This is a genomic window from Halalkalibacter hemicellulosilyticusJCM 9152, assembly GCF_000513115.1.
Taxonomy (GTDB): domain Bacteria; phylum Bacillota; class Bacilli; order Bacillales; family Bacillaceae_D; genus Halalkalibacter; species Halalkalibacter hemicellulosilyticus.
Window position 1 is genome coordinate 97,289 of sequence record NZ_BAUU01000002.1, and the last position, 19,297, is coordinate 116,585.

The 19,297-nt window shown below is 37.7% G+C and carries 19 protein-coding genes; all 19 read left to right on the forward strand.

Going from position 1 to position 19,297, the window contains the following annotated elements; genetic code table 11:
• Positions 1-32 precede the first annotated feature (32 nt).
• The 19 genes from hepT (at position 33) to JCM9152_RS01705 (ending at position 19,237) form a co-directional block, all read left to right on the forward strand.
• Entirely contained in the window at positions 33-1,004 is a 972-nt protein-coding gene (gene hepT / locus JCM9152_RS01615) for a heptaprenyl diphosphate synthase component II (RefSeq protein ID WP_035340156.1), read from the forward strand.
• A gap of 157 nt (positions 1,005-1,161) precedes the next feature.
• On the forward strand, positions 1,162-1,605 hold the full coding sequence (gene ndk / locus JCM9152_RS01620) for a nucleoside-diphosphate kinase (RefSeq protein WP_035340159.1): 444 nt from the start codon (positions 1,162-1,164) through the stop codon (positions 1,603-1,605).
• Between the two features lie 15 nt (positions 1,606-1,620).
• Entirely contained in the window at positions 1,621-2,412 is a 792-nt protein-coding gene (locus JCM9152_RS01625; protein WP_304503384.1) for a CheR family methyltransferase, read from the forward strand.
• 176 nt (positions 2,413-2,588) lie between these two features.
• Positions 2,589-3,761 (forward strand): chorismate synthase, encoded by a 1,173-nt coding sequence (gene aroC, locus JCM9152_RS01630; protein ID WP_035340161.1) that lies wholly within the window; start codon positions 2,589-2,591, stop codon positions 3,759-3,761.
• Positions 3,762-4,853 (forward strand): 3-dehydroquinate synthase, encoded by a 1,092-nt coding sequence (gene aroB, locus JCM9152_RS01635; RefSeq protein ID WP_035340163.1) that lies wholly within the window; start codon positions 3,762-3,764, stop codon positions 4,851-4,853. It begins immediately after the preceding gene.
• Positions 4,846-5,217, forward strand: a complete 372-nt coding sequence (gene aroH, locus JCM9152_RS01640; protein WP_035340165.1) for a chorismate mutase — start codon at positions 4,846-4,848, stop codon at positions 5,215-5,217. Before aroB ends, aroH begins: the two co-directional genes overlap by 8 nt.
• Before the next feature lie 233 nt (positions 5,218-5,450).
• On the forward strand, positions 5,451-6,962 hold the full coding sequence (gene trpE, locus JCM9152_RS01645) for an anthranilate synthase component I (RefSeq protein ID WP_173402057.1): 1,512 nt from the start codon (positions 5,451-5,453) through the stop codon (positions 6,960-6,962).
• Positions 6,955-7,974 carry an anthranilate phosphoribosyltransferase gene (gene trpD / locus JCM9152_RS01650; protein WP_035340167.1) on the forward strand — a complete coding sequence of 340 codons (1,020 nt, stop codon included), beginning with the start codon at positions 6,955-6,957 and terminating at the stop codon, positions 7,972-7,974. Before trpE ends, trpD begins: the two co-directional genes overlap by 8 nt.
• Positions 7,967-8,743: an indole-3-glycerol phosphate synthase TrpC gene (trpC, locus tag JCM9152_RS01655; RefSeq protein ID WP_035340169.1), complete on the forward strand. Its 777-nt coding sequence runs from the start codon at positions 7,967-7,969 to the stop codon at positions 8,741-8,743. The genes trpD and trpC overlap by 8 nt, the downstream gene beginning before the upstream one ends.
• Entirely contained in the window at positions 8,724-9,374 is a 651-nt protein-coding gene (locus JCM9152_RS01660) for a phosphoribosylanthranilate isomerase (RefSeq protein WP_035340171.1), read from the forward strand. The genes trpC and JCM9152_RS01660 overlap by 20 nt, the downstream gene beginning before the upstream one ends.
• Positions 9,361-10,554 carry a tryptophan synthase subunit beta gene (trpB, locus tag JCM9152_RS01665; protein ID WP_035340173.1) on the forward strand — a complete coding sequence of 398 codons (1,194 nt, stop codon included), beginning with the start codon at positions 9,361-9,363 and terminating at the stop codon, positions 10,552-10,554. The genes JCM9152_RS01660 and trpB overlap by 14 nt, the downstream gene beginning before the upstream one ends.
• Entirely contained in the window at positions 10,544-11,356 is an 813-nt protein-coding gene (trpA, locus tag JCM9152_RS01670) for a tryptophan synthase subunit alpha (protein WP_081727859.1), read from the forward strand. Before trpB ends, trpA begins: the two co-directional genes overlap by 11 nt.
• Positions 11,357-11,379: 23 nt before the next feature.
• Positions 11,380-12,477, forward strand: a complete 1,098-nt coding sequence (gene hisC / locus JCM9152_RS01675) for a histidinol-phosphate transaminase (protein ID WP_035340175.1) — start codon at positions 11,380-11,382, stop codon at positions 12,475-12,477.
• Positions 12,478-12,792: 315 nt separating this feature from the next.
• Positions 12,793-13,890 carry a prephenate dehydrogenase gene (locus JCM9152_RS01680; protein WP_035340177.1) on the forward strand — a complete coding sequence of 366 codons (1,098 nt, stop codon included), beginning with the start codon at positions 12,793-12,795 and terminating at the stop codon, positions 13,888-13,890.
• A 12-nt stretch (positions 13,891-13,902) separates the two neighbouring features.
• Positions 13,903-15,192 (forward strand): 3-phosphoshikimate 1-carboxyvinyltransferase, encoded by a 1,290-nt coding sequence (gene aroA / locus JCM9152_RS01685; protein WP_035340179.1) that lies wholly within the window; start codon positions 13,903-13,905, stop codon positions 15,190-15,192.
• 332 nt (positions 15,193-15,524) lie between these two features.
• Positions 15,525-16,475 (forward strand): hypothetical protein, encoded by a 951-nt coding sequence (locus tag JCM9152_RS01690; protein WP_035340181.1) that lies wholly within the window; start codon positions 15,525-15,527, stop codon positions 16,473-16,475.
• A gap of 315 nt (positions 16,476-16,790) precedes the next feature.
• Complete coding sequence (locus tag JCM9152_RS01695; protein ID WP_035340183.1) at positions 16,791-18,056, forward strand: tetratricopeptide repeat protein; 1,266 nt, start codon at positions 16,791-16,793, stop codon at positions 18,054-18,056.
• 55 nt (positions 18,057-18,111) lie between these two features.
• Entirely contained in the window at positions 18,112-18,669 is a 558-nt protein-coding gene (locus JCM9152_RS01700) for a ReoY family proteolytic degradation factor (protein ID WP_035340185.1), read from the forward strand.
• Between the two features lie 103 nt (positions 18,670-18,772).
• Positions 18,773-19,237: a YpiF family protein gene (locus tag JCM9152_RS01705; protein WP_035340187.1), complete on the forward strand. Its 465-nt coding sequence runs from the start codon at positions 18,773-18,775 to the stop codon at positions 19,235-19,237.
• Positions 19,238-19,297 lie beyond the last annotated feature (60 nt).

A 19,297-nucleotide genomic window follows, 5' to 3' on the forward strand; every position in this document is an offset into this window, starting at 1 on the left:
ATGAATTCGTTTAAATAAATAAGGTGGACGACATGAAGCTAGCAGAAATTTATATGCAATTCCAAGCAGATATTGAAATGATTGAAAATGAACTTGAAGAAAATGTGCAAGCAGAACATGATGTGTTAACAGATGCATCAATTCAATTACTTAAAGCTGGAGGAAAAAGAATACGTCCAGTATTTGTATTATTAGCAGCGCGATTTGGCTCATATGACATTGAATCACTAAAGCATATTGCTGCGCCCTTAGAACTAATTCATATGGGGTCATTAGTACATGATGATGTAATTGATGATGCTGATTTAAGAAGAGGAAAGAAAACCATTAAGTCACAATGGGATAATCGAGTTGCTATGTATACAGGAGATTTTATTTTCGGGAAGGCACTTGAGACTTCAACCTATTTTGATAATCCTAAAATACATCAAATTCTTTCAAACGCTATGATGGAAATGTGTTTAGGTGAAATTGAACAAATTAGAGACCAATATAATTTGAACCAAAATTTTCGAGTTTATTTAAGAAGGATTAAACGTAAGACAGCTCTTCTCATTGCTGTAAGTTGTCAGCTTGGTGCGATCGCTGCAAAAGCTAATACATATATACAAAACCAGCTCTATCAATTTGGTTACTACGTTGGAATGTCTTTTCAAATCACAGATGATATCCTTGATTTTGTCGGTACAGAGAAACAACTTGGTAAACCTGCAGGCGGAGATTTATTACAAGGAAATGTAACTCTTCCTGCTCTATATGCAATGCACCATCATACTGATATTCGAAGAAAAATCGATTTGTTCTTTCAAGACATTGAGGAAAACGCTGATCAAATTAATGACATTTTAGCCATGATTAAAAATACTGATGCTATTTCTTACTCGATTAAAATAAGTGATCAGTATTTGCAAAAGGCATATGAAACGTTAGAAACATTACCAAATCAAAAAGAAAAAAGATATTTATATGAAATTGCTTCTTACATAGGCAAAAGAAAGTTTTAATTACGAAGGGTTTACCCTAAAAGGTCTTTTACTTTTTAGAGTAAACCCTTTTTGAATGAACCGTAATGATTCGCTACACTTCATCGTTGGTATATTGTCGCATGTAGCTTCATTTGCTATACTGTTGAGAGAATCTATTAGGAAAAGGGAGACGGTTATGGAGCGTACATACATAATGGTAAAGCCAGATGGAGTTCAACGAAATGTAATTGGAGAAATCATATCTCGCTTTGAAAAAAAGGGATTTACTCTAGTTGCAGCAAAATTAATGGTCATTACAGAGGCAATGGCAGAGAGACACTATGAAGAGCATACAGGAAAACCTTTCTTTGAAAAGCTTGTTCGTTTCATTACATCAGGGCCTGTATTTGCAATGGTATGGGAAGGGCCAGAAGTGATCGAAACAGCGAGATTAATGATTGGCAAGACAAATCCGCAAGAAGCGTTACCTGGTACAATTCGTGGAGATTTAGCTGCGCAAATGCCTAATAATATCATACATGGATCTGATTCCACAGAAAGCGCAGAAAGAGAAATAGCAATCTTTTTTCAAGATTCAGAATTAATTGATTATAAAAAGGCGACTGCTGATTGGACGTAATGTATTTGATACATCGTGAGACTGGAGAGAACAAATGGTACTGATTATGAAACATTTATAGCGAATATTAAGAAAAAAACCGCAATTGATTTAGCTTTATATAAAGAAGCACAAATGAAACGTCGCCTGACATCTTTATATGAAAAGCGAGGCTATTCGTCTTTTCAAACATATTATCAAGCAATGGCCAAAGATGAAGAGCTTTTTAATGAATTTCTTGAACGAATGACCATTAATGTGTCAGAATTTTTCCGCAATGCAAGCAGATGGAATGTACTAGAAAAAAAGATCTTACCGCGATTATACAGTGAAAATAAAGATTTAAAAGTTTGGAGTGCTGCTTGTTCAACAGGCGAAGAACCATATACACTGTCCATGATTTTAGCTCAGTTTATGCCTATCTCTAAAGTGAACGTATTTGCAACAGATCTCGATACAGAAATTATTAAACGTGCTAAGATGGGGTTTTATCCTGAACGGTCGATAAAAGAAGTACCGAAAAGTTACTTAGAACGGTATTTTACAAAAGAGCCAATGGGCTATAAGGTAAATGATGATATTAAAAAGACGGTCACATTTCAAAAACAAAACTTACTAGCTGATCGATTCCAGCAACAATTCGACTTAATCGTTTGTCGTAATGTAATGATTTATTTTACTGAAGAAGCGAAAAATGAACTATACCATAAATTTAGCCAAGCATTAAGACCGGGTGGAGTGCTTTTTGTAGGAAGTACAGAGCAAATTTTTAACCCTAGTACTTATCAATTTGAAACTGAGGACACGTTTTTTTATAAAAAATGCTGAAGTCATCATGACGTCAGCTAGATAGATATGAAGGATCAACCCATCTAATAATGAGAAAAGTTAAACTTTTCTTTTAAAATGTGCGAGACAGTTTGCCTAGATCATGTTATAATTTAACGCATAAAAGCGATAAAGAGAAGATGAAGAGAAATGGAAATGACATTGGAGGCAGGAAAATGAGATATTTAACAGCTGGAGAATCACACGGACCACAATTGACGACAATTATTGAAGGAATTCCAGCACAGTTAGAGTTAATAGCAGCGGATATTAATGGTGAATTAGCACGAAGACAGGGTGGTTATGGCCGTGGTAGACGAATGCAAATTGAGAAAGATCAAGTACAAATTTTAAGTGGTGTACGTCATGGTAAAACAACGGGTGCTCCTATCGCATTAGTTGTAGAAAATAAAGATTGGACTCATTGGACTAAAATAATGGGTGCTGAACCAATTGATGAGGATGCAGAAAAAGAAGTTAAAAGAAAATTAACAAGACCACGTCCAGGACATGCAGATTTAAATGGAGCAATAAAATATGGCCATCGGGATATGCGCAATGTATTAGAGCGTTCATCAGCGAGAGAAACGACCGTTCGAGTTGCTGCTGGTGCAGTAGCTAAGAAGCTATTATCTACTTTTAACATTCAAGTTGGTGGACATGTATTAGAAATCGGTGGTGTGAAGGCTGAAAAAACAGCATATGAATCTGTTGCAGATCTTAAGGAACGCTCAGAGGCATCACAAGTGCGTTGCTTAGATGAAGCTGCAAGTTTGAAAATGATGGAAGCGATTGATCAAGCAAAAAAAGATGGCGATTCAATTGGTGGAATCGTTGAAGTCGTCATAGAAAATGTTCCAATTGGATTGGGAAGTCATGTTCAATATGATCGTAAATTAGATGCTAAAATCGCGGCAGCTGTTATGAGTATTAATGCATTTAAAGGTGTCGAGATTGGAATTGGATTTGAAGCTGCACGTCTCCCAGGAAGTCAAGTGCACGATGAAATTTTGTGGGATGAAGACAACGGTTATTCTCGCAGAACAAACCGGCTTGGTGGATTTGAAGGCGGAATGACAAATGGAATGCCTATTGTTGTAAGAGGAGTTATGAAGCCAATTCCAACGCTCTATAAGCCATTACAAAGCGTGGATATCGATTCTAAAGAACCATTTGCAGCTAGTATCGAACGTTCTGATAGTTGTGCAGTTCCTGCCGCTGCTGTAGTGGCAGAGGCGGTTGTTGCATGGGAAGTAGCTAATGTACTACTAGAGACGTTTGGGCATGATCAAATACCGACTATACAAGAAAATGTTAATCGACATAATGAAGAAGCGAGGACGTTTTAAATGGGGAGTGTCCATGTTCAAACCATGTCTAAACAATATGAAGTAAGAATAGATACTGGTTTAAGACACCAGGTTGGGGCATTGTTAAAAGAATTACTACAACCGGTATCGTCTGTATTAATTGTAACAGACTCTAATGTGGCTCCATTCTATTTAAAAGACGTTATTCAAAGCTTTGATGAGTCGGCAGTCGTATATGATTACGTCATTGAAAGCGGAGAAGCCTCTAAATCATTTTCCGTATATGAGCAATTGTTAACAAAAGCGTTAGAGGTGGGCCTTGACCGAAAGTCTGCTGTCATTGCTCTTGGAGGAGGAGTCGTTGGTGATTTAGCTGGATTTGTAGCTGCGACATATATGAGAGGAATACGGTTCGTACAAATGCCTACTACACTATTAGCTCACGATAGTAGTGTAGGTGGAAAGGTCGCAATTAATCATCGGCTAGGAAAAAATATGGTAGGGAGCTTTCATCAACCTGAAGCTGTTTTATATGATACAGATTGTTTAATGTCCTTACCAGAAGAAGAGTGGAAATCTGGATTTGCCGAAGTCATTAAGCATGGATTTATTCGCGATGAGGCTTTTTTGAAACAGTTAGAGAAGGAATGGACATCATTTAAGACTATTTCAGTTGAACGCCTTAATGACATGCTGGCTCGCTCGATTTCTGTTAAAGCAGACGTAGTGAGTGAGGATGAGCAGGAGCATGGCATTCGTGCTCACCTTAATTTTGGTCATACGCTTGGACATGCAATAGAGGCACAGCTTGGTTATGGAAAGATCACACATGGAGAAGCTGTTGCGATTGGTATGCTTTTTGCGTTGCGCTTATCAGAAGAAATGTTGAACGTAAATTTTCATATTGAACAATACGAAAATTGGTTTTTACAATTAGGCTATCGCACGAAAATACCTGCTTCATTAAATCGAGAACGCTTGTTACAAACAATGAGTAAGGATAAAAAAGTAGAAGCGGGTACTATACGAATGGTTCTATTAAAGAGATTGGGAGAAGCGACAATTGTGAATATCCCACCTGAGAAGATTCGGGTACTTCTTGATGAACGGATGGAGGGGGCACATGGTTAGAGGTATTAGAGGCGCTACAACTGTTCAAGCAAATACAGTTGCTGATATTACAAAAGAGACATATGTGTTAGTGAATGAAATGATCGCCAAAAACAAACTAAAGCCGGAAATGGTCGCACATGTATTATTTACGGTTACAGCAGATTTAAACGAAGCATTTCCAGCAAAAGTATTACGCGAGCTAAACGGTTGGGAATATGTTCCTGTCGTATGCGCTCAAGAAATTCCAGTTCCTGAGAGCTTGCCCCTTTGTGTTCGAGTATTGATGACTGTGAATACTGACCAATCACAAAGCGATATTGACCATATTTATTTGAATGATGCCGTTAAGCTGAGACCTGACTTATCCTTGACGAATAAGTGAGTTCGGAGTAGACTAAAGGCGAGTTGAGAAAACTGATTACTACGAATCAATTAAAGTAATCAACTAGTGAGAAAAGATTAGCTTAGTATAAGAATGAGATTGAGTTGAGGAGAGCTGAGTTTAGTTGAGGATTAGTCGTAATGCCTCCTAATCGAATGTATTTAGGAGGCTTATTCAGTTATATATTTGTTCACCTCCCACTCATTTCATTCATTCCTAAAGGAGTGAAGGATATGATTACCCCAACGTTTACTGATTTTCAACAGTTTTCCCGCGACTATAAGACCATTCCTGTTGTGGAAAAGCTATTTGCTGATGGGCTAACCCCTGTGCAAATTGTACATCAATTAGGAGATCAAGTTTCATTTTTACTTGAAAGTAAAGATGAGCATTCACCTTGGTCTAGGTATTCTTTCATTGGAATTAATCCGATATTTGAATTAATTGAAGAGAATGGTGTATATTCTTTTACGAATTTAGAGGAAGGGGAAATTCTAACAAAGTTAAACACATTCCAAGAAGCCTTTAATTCAATGATGGACTATTTAAAAGTACAACCAATTGATATTGCCATTCCTTTCAGAGGTGGAGCTGTTGGTTATATGAGCTATGATGCAATTGAGACGATAGAACCGTCACTGGCTCGCCAGGTCGATGATCGAATTGCTCATTATCACTTTTTAGTATGCGAGACATTAATTGCCTATGATCATATTAATAAAGAATTAACAATTTTAGTACATGCAAGGCCAGACGAAGGTGAAGAAGAACTTGCTTATAGTAGAGCGAAAGCTGAAATTGATCGTGTTTCACAACTATTAGAACAACCTCAAGCTCCATTGCTGTTGAAACACCTTCCTGAAACAGATGATGAAGTGACCTTCGATGATGTCATTTCAAATTATAAACGTACTGATTTTTTAAGAGATGTCGAGCAAATTAAAGAGTACATTCGAGCTGGAGACGTCTTTCAAGCTGTATTATCACAACGATTTGAAATGAATGTAACGTCATCTGCTTTAAATATTTATCGAGTGTTACGAATGATTAATCCATCTCCATATTTATTTTATCTAAAGTTTAACACTATGGAAGTAGTTGGAAGCTCACCTGAGCGTCTCGTTCAAGTTCAAGATGGCCATGTAGAAATTCATCCGATTGCAGGTACTAGAAAGCGTGGGAAGACAGAAGAAGAGGATCAAGCACTTGCCACTGAACTATTAGCTGATGAAAAAGAACGTGCTGAGCATTATATGTTAGTTGATCTTGCTAGAAATGATGTCGGACGTATTGCTGAATACGGTTCTGTTGAAACACCTACATTGCTTGAAATCGGAAAATTCTCACATGTCATGCATATCATTTCAAAAGTTACGGGGCAATTACAAAAGAGCACAAAACCGTTAGAAGCATTAATGGCCTCTTTTCCAGCTGGCACTGTATCAGGAGCGCCTAAAATAAGAGCAATGGAAATTTTACATGAATTAGAACCGACAGAACGTGGTGTGTACGCTGGTGCAATTGGCTATCTTGGCTTTGATGGAAATATTGATTCGTGTATTGCCATTCGAACAATGGTTATTAAAAATCAAACAGCCTATATTCAAGCTGGTGCGGGTGTGGTTGCTGATTCAGTCCCTGAACGAGAATATGAAGAAACGCAAAACAAAGCAAAAGCATTAGTAAGAGCCGTACAAATAGCTGAGAGAATGTTCGGAGATGAAGGGAGAGAGAGCCATGCTTAAAGACATATTACGTCATTGTATGAACCATGAAACACTATCGACTGAACAAGCTGAACAGGTTATGAATGAGATCATGTCAGGTCATGCAACACCAAGCCAAATCGCTAGTCTTCTAACCATTTTGCGATTCCGTGGTGAAACAGTCGAAGAAATGATTGGATTTGTTCGAGCGATGCGTTCACATTCTGTTTCTATTAACACAGAAGGGGTAAATGTCATAGATACGTGCGGGACAGGTGGAGATCATTTAGGAACATTTAATATCTCAACAGCAACTGCTATCGTTTTATCAGGGTTAAATGTTCCTGTCGCAAAACATGGAAATCGAGCTGTCTCGTCAAAAAGTGGTAGTGCTGATGTACTTGAAGAACTATCGATCCCTATCCAACATTCAGTTGAACAAGCAAGCCGTTCTCTTCAAGATTATAATCTTTGCTTTTTGTTTGCACCGCTCTATCATCAATCGATGAAGCATGCGGTCGCGCCGCGAAAAGAAATTGGTTTCAGAACGGTTTTCAATTTTTTAGGACCGATGACTAATCCAGCAAAAGCGAAAAGACAACTAATCGGTGTTTCTGATTTTGAATATGCGAAGAAAATGGCTAGTACTCTGTTATCGATTGGGACAGAGCGCACCCTTTTTGTTACTGGAAGAGACGGGTTAGATGAATTATCGATTACGACGGAGTCATACTTAATTGAAGTAGCAGGAAATACGAAAAAGGAATATACGATCACCCCAGAGGATATGGGGCTAAAACGTGGCAATTTGTCTGATATTCAAGTGGATACTCCGTTAGAAAGCGCCGAATTAATTCGAGCAATATTAAAAGGAGAAGCGAACGAATCAGCAACTAATATCGTTGCACTTAATGCTGGCGCAGCTCTTTATGTATACGGAAAAGTCAATACGATTAAAGAAGGCGTTCAACAAACACAAACTGCGTTAAGCTCTGGACAAATAGATGAGCATTACAAAGCGTTACAGAAGGGGGCAACCGAACGTGCTTGATCAAATTTTAAAAACAAAGCAAAAGGAAATTGCTAACTTAATTATGCCATCGCAAAAAAAAGTTCAGCATTACTCCCTCTATGATGCTTTAAGCCATCCTACCCATTCCATTGGTTTAATAGCTGAAGTAAAAAAAGCTTCGCCATCAAAGGGACTTATTTGCCCTGATTTTCATCCACAAGACATTGCAAAGGGGTATGAAGCAGGTGGTGCTGATGCGATTTCGGTCTTAACAGATGTAGATTATTTCCAAGGCCATCGTGATTACTTATCTGCTGTTAAAGAAGTCTGCGCCATTCCCGTAATGCGAAAAGATTTTATTATTGACAAGAAACAAGTGGATGAGACGGTCAAAATCGGCGCCGATGCGATGCTTCTCATTGTAGGAACTGTGCCGATAGAAGAGTTAAAGAAATTGTATGATTACGCTTATTCCGTTGGACTCGAATGCCTTGTTGAAGTTCATGCAAAGAATGAATTAATGGAATTATTAAATTGCTTCACACCAAAAGTGATTGGTGTGAACAATCGCAATTTAAAAACATTTGAAACATCACTACTACAAACAGATGAAATGGCACCATTAATTCCCGAAGGTAGCTTGTTTATTAGTGAAAGTGGGATTCATACAGAGGAAGATATTAAGCGTGTCAAACAGGCAGGGGCAGCTGGTGTGTTAGTCGGGGAATCATTAATGCGTGCTTCATCTCCTAAAGAAGGTATTAAAGCTTTGTTTGGAGGAGAGTATCATGCCTCATCCTCTACTTAAGTTGTGTGGAAATCATTCTGAGCATGATGTGAGCGTTGCTTCCTCAAGTACTGCGGAATATATCGGTTTTGTGTTTGCCAAGAGTAAACGCCGTGTTTCGCGAGAGCAATTGCAACTTTGGCTTCAGAATGGTCTGAAGGAGCAAAAGAAAATTGTTACTCTTTTTGTGAATGAACCGATAGAAGAAATTCAAAGACAATTAGTTGACTTAAATGTAGATATTATTCAATGTCATGGAAATGAGCCAGCTGAGTACATTAAACAGCTAAAGTCATTAGTCAAGCAATCAATTTGGAAGGTGATCCATCATCATGATAATGCTCTAGAAACGATGAAGACATATGAAGGATTAGTTGATGGATACGTCATAGATTGTAAAGTAGGGCAACAATGGGGAGGGACTGGTATCTCATTTGATTGGCGATTTGTCCCTCAATATATTGAGGAAGGGCATAGACAACACGTTCCAGTGTGGATCGCTGGTGGAATAAACCCAAATAATGTACAAAATTTATTGCGCTATGAACCTGATGGTATTGATTTATCTAGTGGAATTGAAGAGAATGGTCGGAAATCATATGAACTTGTGCGGCAGTTAGAGGAAAGGATGAATAGAAATGGTACCAAATAAACGTGGACGTTTCGGTGACTTCGGAGGTAAATATGTTCCTGAAACATTAATGAATGCGTTAGAAGAATTGGAAAATGAGTTAGATAAAGCTCTTTTAGATGAATCCTTTCACACTGAATACTTAGAGCATTTACAAGAGTATGCAGGGAGACCAACAGCATTATCATATGCTGAAAATATCTCTAAGGTTTTAGGTGGAGCCAATATATATTTGAAAAGAGAAGATCTTTTGCATACAGGCGCTCACAAATTAAACAATGCGATGGGGCAGGCATTACTTGCAAAACGAATGGGCAAAAAGAAAATAGTCGCTGAAACAGGTGCAGGTCAGCACGGTGTTGCCACAGCAACGATTGCAGCAAGATTTGGTCTTGAATGTAAAGTATTTATGGGTGCTGAAGATATGGAAAGGCAAGCACTAAATGTTTTTCGAATGGAGTTGTTAGGGGCTAAAGTTGTTCCTGCTACTTCAGGGAGTCAAACGTTAAAGGATGCTACGAATGAGGCGATTCGATATTGGGTCACAAATGCAGAAGATACATTCTATTTAATTGGATCAGTTGTTGGACCACATCCGTATCCGAAAATGGTTCGAGATTTCCAACGTATTATTGGAGATGAATCAAAAGAGCAATTTTTAAAGCGAGTAGGTGAGTTTCCTAAAGAAATTATTGCTTGTGTCGGAGGAGGAAGTAACGCAATTGGTATGTTCTACCCTTTTTTAGATGATGATGTTACGCTAATTGGTGTTGAGGCTGCAGGAAAAGGTATTGATACGAATCAGCATGCAGCGACCATTACAAAAGGAACAAAAGGCGTTATTCATGGCTCATTAACCTATCTTCTTCAAAATGAAGCTGGCCAAATAATTGAACCATATTCGATTTCTGCTGGTCTCGATTATCCAGGAATAGGACCAGAACATGCCTATTTAGCAAGTACGAACCGTGTGAACTATGAAGCTGTTACAGATCAACAAGCACTAGATGCATTAAAGCTTTTGTCTGAAACCGAAGGAATCATACCGGCAATTGAATCTGCCCATGCGCTAGCTAAAGCGTTTGAACGTGCGAAAGAATTAACGCCAAACGAGACGATACTAGTCTGTTTGTCAGGTCGAGGAGATAAAGATGTTCACACATTAATGAAACATTTTAGGGGGGATGAAAATGGCAACTAAACGTATGAAAGCTGTCACAGGTGGAGATAAGCCACTATTTATCCCTTTTATTACAGCGGGAGATCCATCGAGTGCAGCGACAATTGACATTGCACTAACACTTCAAAAGGCGGGTGCTTCTATTTTAGAGCTTGGTATTCCTTATTCCGATCCACTTGCTGATGGACCAACCATTCAGGCAGCATCGAAAAGAGCTTTGAAGCATGGAATGAGTTTAGAAAAAGCTTTGAAGTTAGTACCACAAATGAGAGAACGAGGATTAACAATTCCTGTTATCATTTTCACATATGTCAATCCATTAATGCAATACGGCGAAAAGCGGATTGTCGAAGAGGCAGCTAATTACGGAATTGATGGTTTTATCGTTCCTGATTTACCTTATGAAGAAAGTGGAGATTTTGCAGAACTATGTAATCAATTTAATCTTTCACTTGTCTTGTTAGTCGCCCCCACATCTAAGGAGCGTATCGTCAAAATCGCTGAAAGGTCACAAGGGTTTCTTTATTGTGTATCTTCTTTAGGTGTTACAGGTGCACGAGCACAATTTGATCCTAGAGTGTATGAGTTTTTGCAGACCGTTCGCAAGGCAAGTACGATCCCAACAGCTGTTGGCTTTGGAATTTCGACGCCCGAACAAGCGAGCAAAATGCGCCAGCACTCTGATGGAGTCGTCGTCGGAAGTGCATTAGTTAGCAAGATTGGTGAACTGGAACAACGATTGTTAGACGAAAATAAACGATCTGAAGCATTACTAGAAATTGAACGACTTGTCAGTTCATTAGCTGAAAGTGAAGATCAATAATGATAAGATAGGATGTGCTTGTGATGGATATCAAACAGCAAATTATTGGTTTACCTTCATATCAACCAGGTAAACCAATTGAAGAGGTTAAAGAAGAGCTTGGATTAACACGAGTCGTTAAATTAGCTTCAAATGAAAATCCTTATGGCGCTTCAAAACGCGTAGCTACCGCCATTAGCGAATCAGCAACAAATACAACCATTTATCCAGATGGGTATTCAGCAAAATTGCGAGAAAAAGTTGCTTTGAAATTAGGTGTTACGCCAGAACAATTAATATTTGGTAATGGATCTGATGAAGTGATTCAATTTTTATGTCGGGCTCTTTTATCACCAGGTACAAATACAGTCACAGCTGATCCCACCTTTTCACAATACAAATTAAACGCAACAATTGAAGGGGCAGAGGTTCGCGAAGTTCCATCGGTAGATGGCGTACATCATTTAGAGGCGATGCTCCAAGCTATTGATGAAATGACACGAATTGTTTGGGTTTGTAATCCGAATAATCCGTCAGGTACTTATGTGAATGAAGATACTTTTAAACGTTTCTTAGATCAAGTACCTCCACATGTATTAGTCGTTTCTGATGAAGCTTATTATGAATATGTAACTGCGAAAGATTACCCGAATACGATACCTTTAATTAAAAAGTATCCTAATTTAATGGTATTACGTACATTCTCAAAAGCTTATGGTTTAGCAGCTTTACGTATCGGTTATGGCGTTGGAAGTGCAGGGTTTGTATCAAGCATTGACCCTGTTCGTCCTCCTTTTAATAACAATTCTTTTGCTCATTGTGCGGCTATCGCAGCTCTTGAGGATCAGGCATTTATTGATGAATGTGTGGAAAAGAATACGGAAGGAATGAAGCAGTTCGAACAATTTTGTCAGAAGCACGAGCTTTATTATTACCCTTCGCAAACGAACTTCATTTTAATTGACTTTAAACAATCGGGAGATCGAGTGTTTGATTTTCTACTAAGAAAAGGATTTATTGTTCGTTCAGGTAAAGCGTTAGGATTTCCGACATGTGTTCGCATAACGATTGGTAAAAAAGAAGATAACGAAGAGTTATTTACGTATTTAGAAGAATTAGTAAATCATTCAACCGTTCAATAAAAGATGACTTAAGGAATCCGTCTTTCATACATGGATGAGAGACGGTTTTTTGAAGAAATGAGACTAAAAAAGTTTACCAAAGAAGATGTAAGTATATTCTCGGGTGACGTCGGCTTCGTACGTTACACGTTTTCCCTGTAACGACTACGCACGATGAGGTTGGGATATAACAAAAGTGTTCATCTGAGAATCCGAATATTTCAGGAACGGTGCACGTGCTCCACTCTAGATTTGTTCGGATTCTCCTTTCCTAAAATACTTTTGTCCCACCCTCTTGACAGCATGTTTAGAATTTTGATTAGAAAGGAGAAAGGGATGGAGCGAACAGCTTTTATTATTGGATTAGGGTTAATTGGTGGCTCCATAGCGTTAGCCATTCGCTCAGAGCATCATGTTCGAATAACAGGATACGATATTTCAGATGAACAACAGAAAATGGCACTATCTTTAAAAGTAATTGATGAAGTAGCACCATCTATTGAAGAAGGGGTGAAGAATGCTGACTTAATAGTGCTAGCTACTCCTGTATTAAAAACAGAAGAATTAATTAAAGAGCTATGCCAGTTAGAGCTAAAGTCAGGAGCATTAATTACTGACGTCGGAAGCACGAAAAAGAAAATTGTTGAAACAGCATCTTGTTTAGCTGAAAAAGATGTCGTTTTCATCGGTGGACATCCTATGGCCGGCTCACATAAAAGTGGTGTAGAAGCAGCTCGAGTGCACTTGTTTGAAAATGCATTTTATATATTTACTCCCGTTAATAAATCAGATACTAGGCACATTATTCAATTACAAAATTGGCTCAAAGGAACAAAAGCTACATTCTTAGAGTTAACTCCGGACGATCATGATCGGTTTGCTGGTGCAATTAGTCACTTTCCGCATATTGTTGCAGCCTCACTAGTTCATCAATTGGCCAATTTAGATGGTGATGATCGGCTCGTTTCACAATTAGCAGCAGGAGGATTTCGAGATATTACAAGAATCGCATCTTCTAGCCCAACGATGTGGAGAGACATTTTATTACATAATAAGGAAAGCCTTTTAACATTACTAGATGAATGGTTAGAAGAGATGGAAAAAGTTCGAAATATGTTAGTGCATGAAAATGCAGAAGCGATCTTCCATTACTTTCAAGCCGCTAAATCATTTCGTGAAGGATTACCTCCTCGTGAAAAAGGAGCAATCCCATCGTTTTATGATCTGTTTGTCGATATTCCTGATCATCCAGGTGTCATATCAGATGTCACAGGTATACTTGCTGAACACGATATAAGTTTAACCAATATTCGTATTTTAGAAACGAGAGAAGATATCATGGGTGTGTTAAGCATTAGTTTTAGGTCTGAAGAAGATAGGCAACGCGCGAAAATACATTTAGAAAATGAAATGTATGAAACATATATATTATAAGGAGGGGTATACATGGCTAAAGTAAGTGTGAATCAAGTAATGAATGGATTAAATGGTACTATTCGTATACCAGGAGATAAATCAATTTCTCATCGCGCTGTCATGTTTGGAGCCATTGCAAATGGGAATACAACAGTGGAAGGATTCTTACCTGGAGAAGATTGTTTAAGTACAATTAGCTGCTTTCGTAAATTAGGAGTAGCTATTGAACAAGAAAATGAAAAAGTGACGATCGAAGGAAACGGATGGGAAGGGTTAGAAGAGCCTAGTGAAATATTGGATGTAGGTAATTCAGGTACAACAACGCGGCTTATGTTAGGAATTCTAGCAACGCGCCCATTCCATTCTGTTGTCATAGGCGATGATTCTATTGCGAAAAGGCCAATGGCAAGAGTGACTAGTCCATTACGAGAAATGGGATCAACCATTGATGGAAGAGATGATGGGAACTTCACACCATTATCGATTCGTGGTGGTACTACTAAAGCTATTCAATTTCAATCTAAAGTGGCCAGTGCTCAAGTAAAATCAGCCATTCTATTAGCTGGTCTCCAAAGTGATGGGGTAACCTCCGTTAACGAGCCTGCATTATCCCGCGATCATACAGAACGTATGTTAGAAGCTTTTGGTGTTGAAGTTCAGAGAGACGGTCTAACAGTTTCCGTTGAAGGGGGACAATCACTTCAAGCTCAACATATTATCGTTCCAGGAGATATTTCTTCTGCTGCTTTTTTCCTTGTTGCAGGTGCTATTGTTCCTAATAGTCAAATTACGTTACACGGTGTTGGTATGAATCCAACTCGTTCAGGAATTATTGATGTCCTACAGCAAATGGGGGCTGAATTAACGATTGAAAATGAGCGAAATGCAGGTGGGGAGCCTGTTGCTGATTTAACGATTTCAACCTCTAAATTAAAAGGAATTGATATCGGCGGTCCATTAATTCCTCGATTAATAGATGAGATCCCTGTAATTGCTGTATTAGCTACTCAAGCACAAGGAAAGACGGTCATTCGTGATGCGGAGGAATTAAAAGTAAAGGAAACAAACCGTATTGATACAGTGGTTAGTGAATTAACGAAAGCAGGAGCTAAAATTACCGCAACAGAAGATGGAATGGTGATAGAAGGGCAAGCAGCACTTCATGGAGCTCATGTGAATAGTTACGGTGACCATCGTATCGGTATGGCAATGGCTGTCGCCGGCCTTATTGCACAAGGGACGATGATAATTGAAAGAAGTGAGGCGATTGCTGTTTCTTATCCTACTTTTTTTGAACATATTCAACAATTACAAAGATAATAAAAACGGTACTACTTCATTAGAAATTAGAAAAAACGGCTTCCTTTGTAAAGCAGGGGAGCCGTTTTAATTTACAAAAAAAAGCCCTCGTATCCGTAAACTAGTAAGCGTTTACAAATGCGAGGAAAATAAGCTAAGTTGTATGGATAGGAGCGGAGAGAAACCATACGCTTAATTAAAGTATACTTCTTTTTTATAAAAAGTCAACCATATTTAGAAAAAAATAAATATCTTTTTGTTCTCATAGTGTGATCCATTTACGTTTCAACGTTCTTATTTTTCATTTACATTCATAGCTTGTCTAGTAGAAGAAACCATAAGGAGGGATACAGATGTACTTACTAGACAAAGTAATCAAAGTTGATGAAAAGAGAGTGAAAGATCGCTGTTTTATTGTTGAAGAAGGTCGAGTACGCTATGCCACTACTACTTTCAAGCAGTGGAATAAAAAAAGAGTTAGTATGAACGGGACTGTTCTATGTAGTGGGCGTGTTTACTTTGATGATTCATTATTATATGAAGGTGGGGATGATATACTATACGAAAGACAAAAACAACTGATAAAAGACGGCTGTACAACAGTCGCAATCGCTCCACATGTAAAATACGAAAGTGAGCTTGCAAATGTCTATCACAATTGGAATGCCTATTTAAAAAAGAGCACAATTGATTATGTCATTGGACTTACCATTCCTGCTTATTTAATTAGAATGAGCTTTATACGCAAATGTCAAAACATGCTCATTCCTTATTTAAAAGTTGAACTAACGACAGAAGAGGATATTCACTCTATTAAATGGACACACATCTCTCATACGCTATTACATTACCCTTTAGCGATCATCCCTGTTTTCCAAGCTTCGACTAAACGCGCAAAGTCACTTGAGGTTATTTGGAGGAAGTATTGCTTAGATTATGGTATTCATACTGATCTAGATTCACAATATAGTAATAGAATAAATAAGTCATTGTTACAAAAGATCGGTTTATTCCCACAAAAGGGAACTCTTATTGCAGGGAGTGATCTCGATTATATTGCATATGTTGATCGAAAAAGAAAAAAACGTTATGAAGAAAGAAAGCGTACTGCACGAGATATAGAACATTATAAACATGAAGAACCTGATTTAGTTGTATTAAGAGGTCGAATTCTAAAAGTATTAAATGAAATTGATCTAAAACCCGGTTTTGGTCAGCCTATTCAAATCATTCGCCCTGGACGCTTTTTGTCAATGAATGATTTGATGGAGCAAGAAAATCATGTATATCGATCATCATACTGAAGAGAGTTGTTTTGTTAAAAGACATAGCTCAATAGGTTTCTTTGATTAAAAGGCAATAATATATAAAATTCTTAATCTTGTAATCAAGGTAGCTTTAAGTGAATTCATTGGAGGAGGCTGATAGGCTCGTTTCATGCTTTTTCTAAAAGACGGACACTTTCAATAAAAAAAGATAAAACCGCTGTAACGACTTCTCACAACGCTTATAAGAAAAGTCCGCTGCGCGGTTTTTCTTATAGAAGAGAACATTCTTTCTTCTTAGCACAAAAAATGATACGATATCGTTATCCTTGTGAGAGAAGGAGGCTTACAAAAGTGGTCGAATCATTAGACGTTATTATTCAAAAAATAGAATCGGGCAAGGTTGATGAGGGTTTAAATGAAATAGAACTATTACTTAAACGAGCTGATCATCAAACAAAATACGAAATTGCTCAAGTTTATCAAGAGTTAGGTCACGTCCAAAAAGCAAAAGAAGTAATCGACGAATTGCTAATGTTATATCCAGATGAAGGTGATCTGTACACATTTGCTGCTGAATTATTAATTGATCTTGATCAAGAAGATGAAGCCATTGAAATGCTAAATGAAATTAAAGAGAATGACCCTGCCTATTTACAAGCACAATTACTTTTAGCTGATTTGTATCAGCTACAATCATTAGACGAGGTTGCTGAACAAAAGCTGTTAAATGCGATGAAAATAGCTCCTGATGAACCGATCATCTCATATGGCTTGGGAGAATTTTATTTATCACGTGGTGACTATTTTAAAAGCATCCCTCATTTAAAAAAAGCTGTTCATGCTGACGAGGTAATACCTGATACATATCTAGAGTTGACGTTAGCTGAAGCCTACAGTGCTACTGGTCAATTTGAAGATGCCATTCATTATTATCAAATTGGTATAAAAAAGAATATGAACGCAGATGCTTTATTTGGTTATGGTTTCACAGCTTATCAAATGGGTGATATGATACTTGCTATTGAACAGTTCGAAACACTTAAGACGTTAGATCCTGACTACTCTTCCGTTTACGCTTATTTAGCAAAGGCTTACGAATCAGAAGAAAGAATTGATGAAGCATTAGATACGTTAAAAGCAGGAATGAGTGTAGACCAATATAATGAATCCTTGTATATTCAAGCTGCAAAGCTCTCCTTCAAGAAAAATGTTGAAGTAGACGGTGAGTCCTATTTACAAAAAGTGATTGCATTAAACCCGTCAAATGTTGAAGCCGTTCATACATTGTCTGCATACTATAAACATCAAAACTTACATGAAGAGCTATTGGATTTAATGAATCATATGAAAGATTACGGCGAAGATGATGTCATGTATAAATGGTATGAGGCATCTGCTTTACGTGAATTAGATGAATATGAAAAGGCAGAAATCTTGTACAAAGAAATAGCGGAATACTATGTCAAAGATATTGATTTCCTCGAGGAATATGGCCAATTTTTACTCGAGTACGGTAGGAGAGAAAAAGCGAGGGAGATTTTTGAACGTCTTTTAGTACTAAAACCGGAGCGATATGATATTGTAGAGTTACTAGAAAATCTTTTAAGTGAAGAATAACGATTAAGTAAATGAATAATCATATCATACATCATTACTTCGCAAGGAGGACGAAATGGGTCATATGATATCAGTTAGTGAAAAGAAGGAGTTTCTCAAACAATTCTTAGCAGAATTCGAATTGAAGCGTCGGGAATGTACATGGTTATTAAATTTTTTAATGTCTGATGATGATTTAATGAAGTATGTTCATTTTGTTGAAAAAGCTGCCCATACCCCTAAAGGGCTAATTATATCTGCAAAAGGAGTGGATCACCTACCTTTTTCTTTTCACAAGCAACACCATGTGACAACTGATACCGAAAAAGCCTATCACGATATTCGCTTAAATCAATCCGAAGATGTATATATAGAACTCCACTTTCAAGGAGCAAATCGATATTCACCATTTTTAACTGTACTAGAAGAAAATCCGTACGTTCCTGACGATGTAGAACTAACAAAAGTGTATGATGAGGCGGCAACGTTTATTTTACAGCGTTCATTAATCTCATATCAAAGAGAGCGATTAACGAACGAGATAGATCGTGCACTAGATGAAAAAGATCAAGATCGATTCATAACGTTATTATTGGAATTAAAAAAGCTTGATGAAGAAAAAGAAAAAAATTAGATGCTTATGTTCTTTGCATAGCAAATTGCTGTGCTTTTTTATTGTATGATTCATTTAAGTGCGATTCTCTAGGCTTAGTATCAAGTGTAAACGAGGTGATGAAATGAAATGGAATGCAAATGATATGGATACTTATTTACAAGCGAGGGAATATATAGATACAGCTATTATTTCCTTAATCCCGATTTCTTGGGGAACTGAAGTAAAAGGAACAGTTTCTATGGGAGAATTCATTACGATTATATCTCACGAGTTAGAAAAGCAGTTCCATGGGAGGGTTGTATTATTTCCAGCATTTACATACTTTGCAACGGAATCCAATGAACAATGTTTACATCGATTGCAACTATGGGAAGACAATCTTCTCAAAGAAGGCTTTAAACATGTTGTCTATTTGACTTCAGATGGAAAGTGGCGTCAGGTCGAAGGGGAATTACAAGGTCTGCATATTTGGTTACCGTCTATTCCTTTGGAGCACCTTGATAGTGAAAATCGTAACCATGTCATTCATGATCAAATGAAACAATTGATCCCAATTGTGACAAACAGATGGCAATCAAGAACATGAAAAAGTTTGCCGAATTTGTGCCGAAAGCTAGAAGTTGTTGCACATTCATGTCTGTTGTAT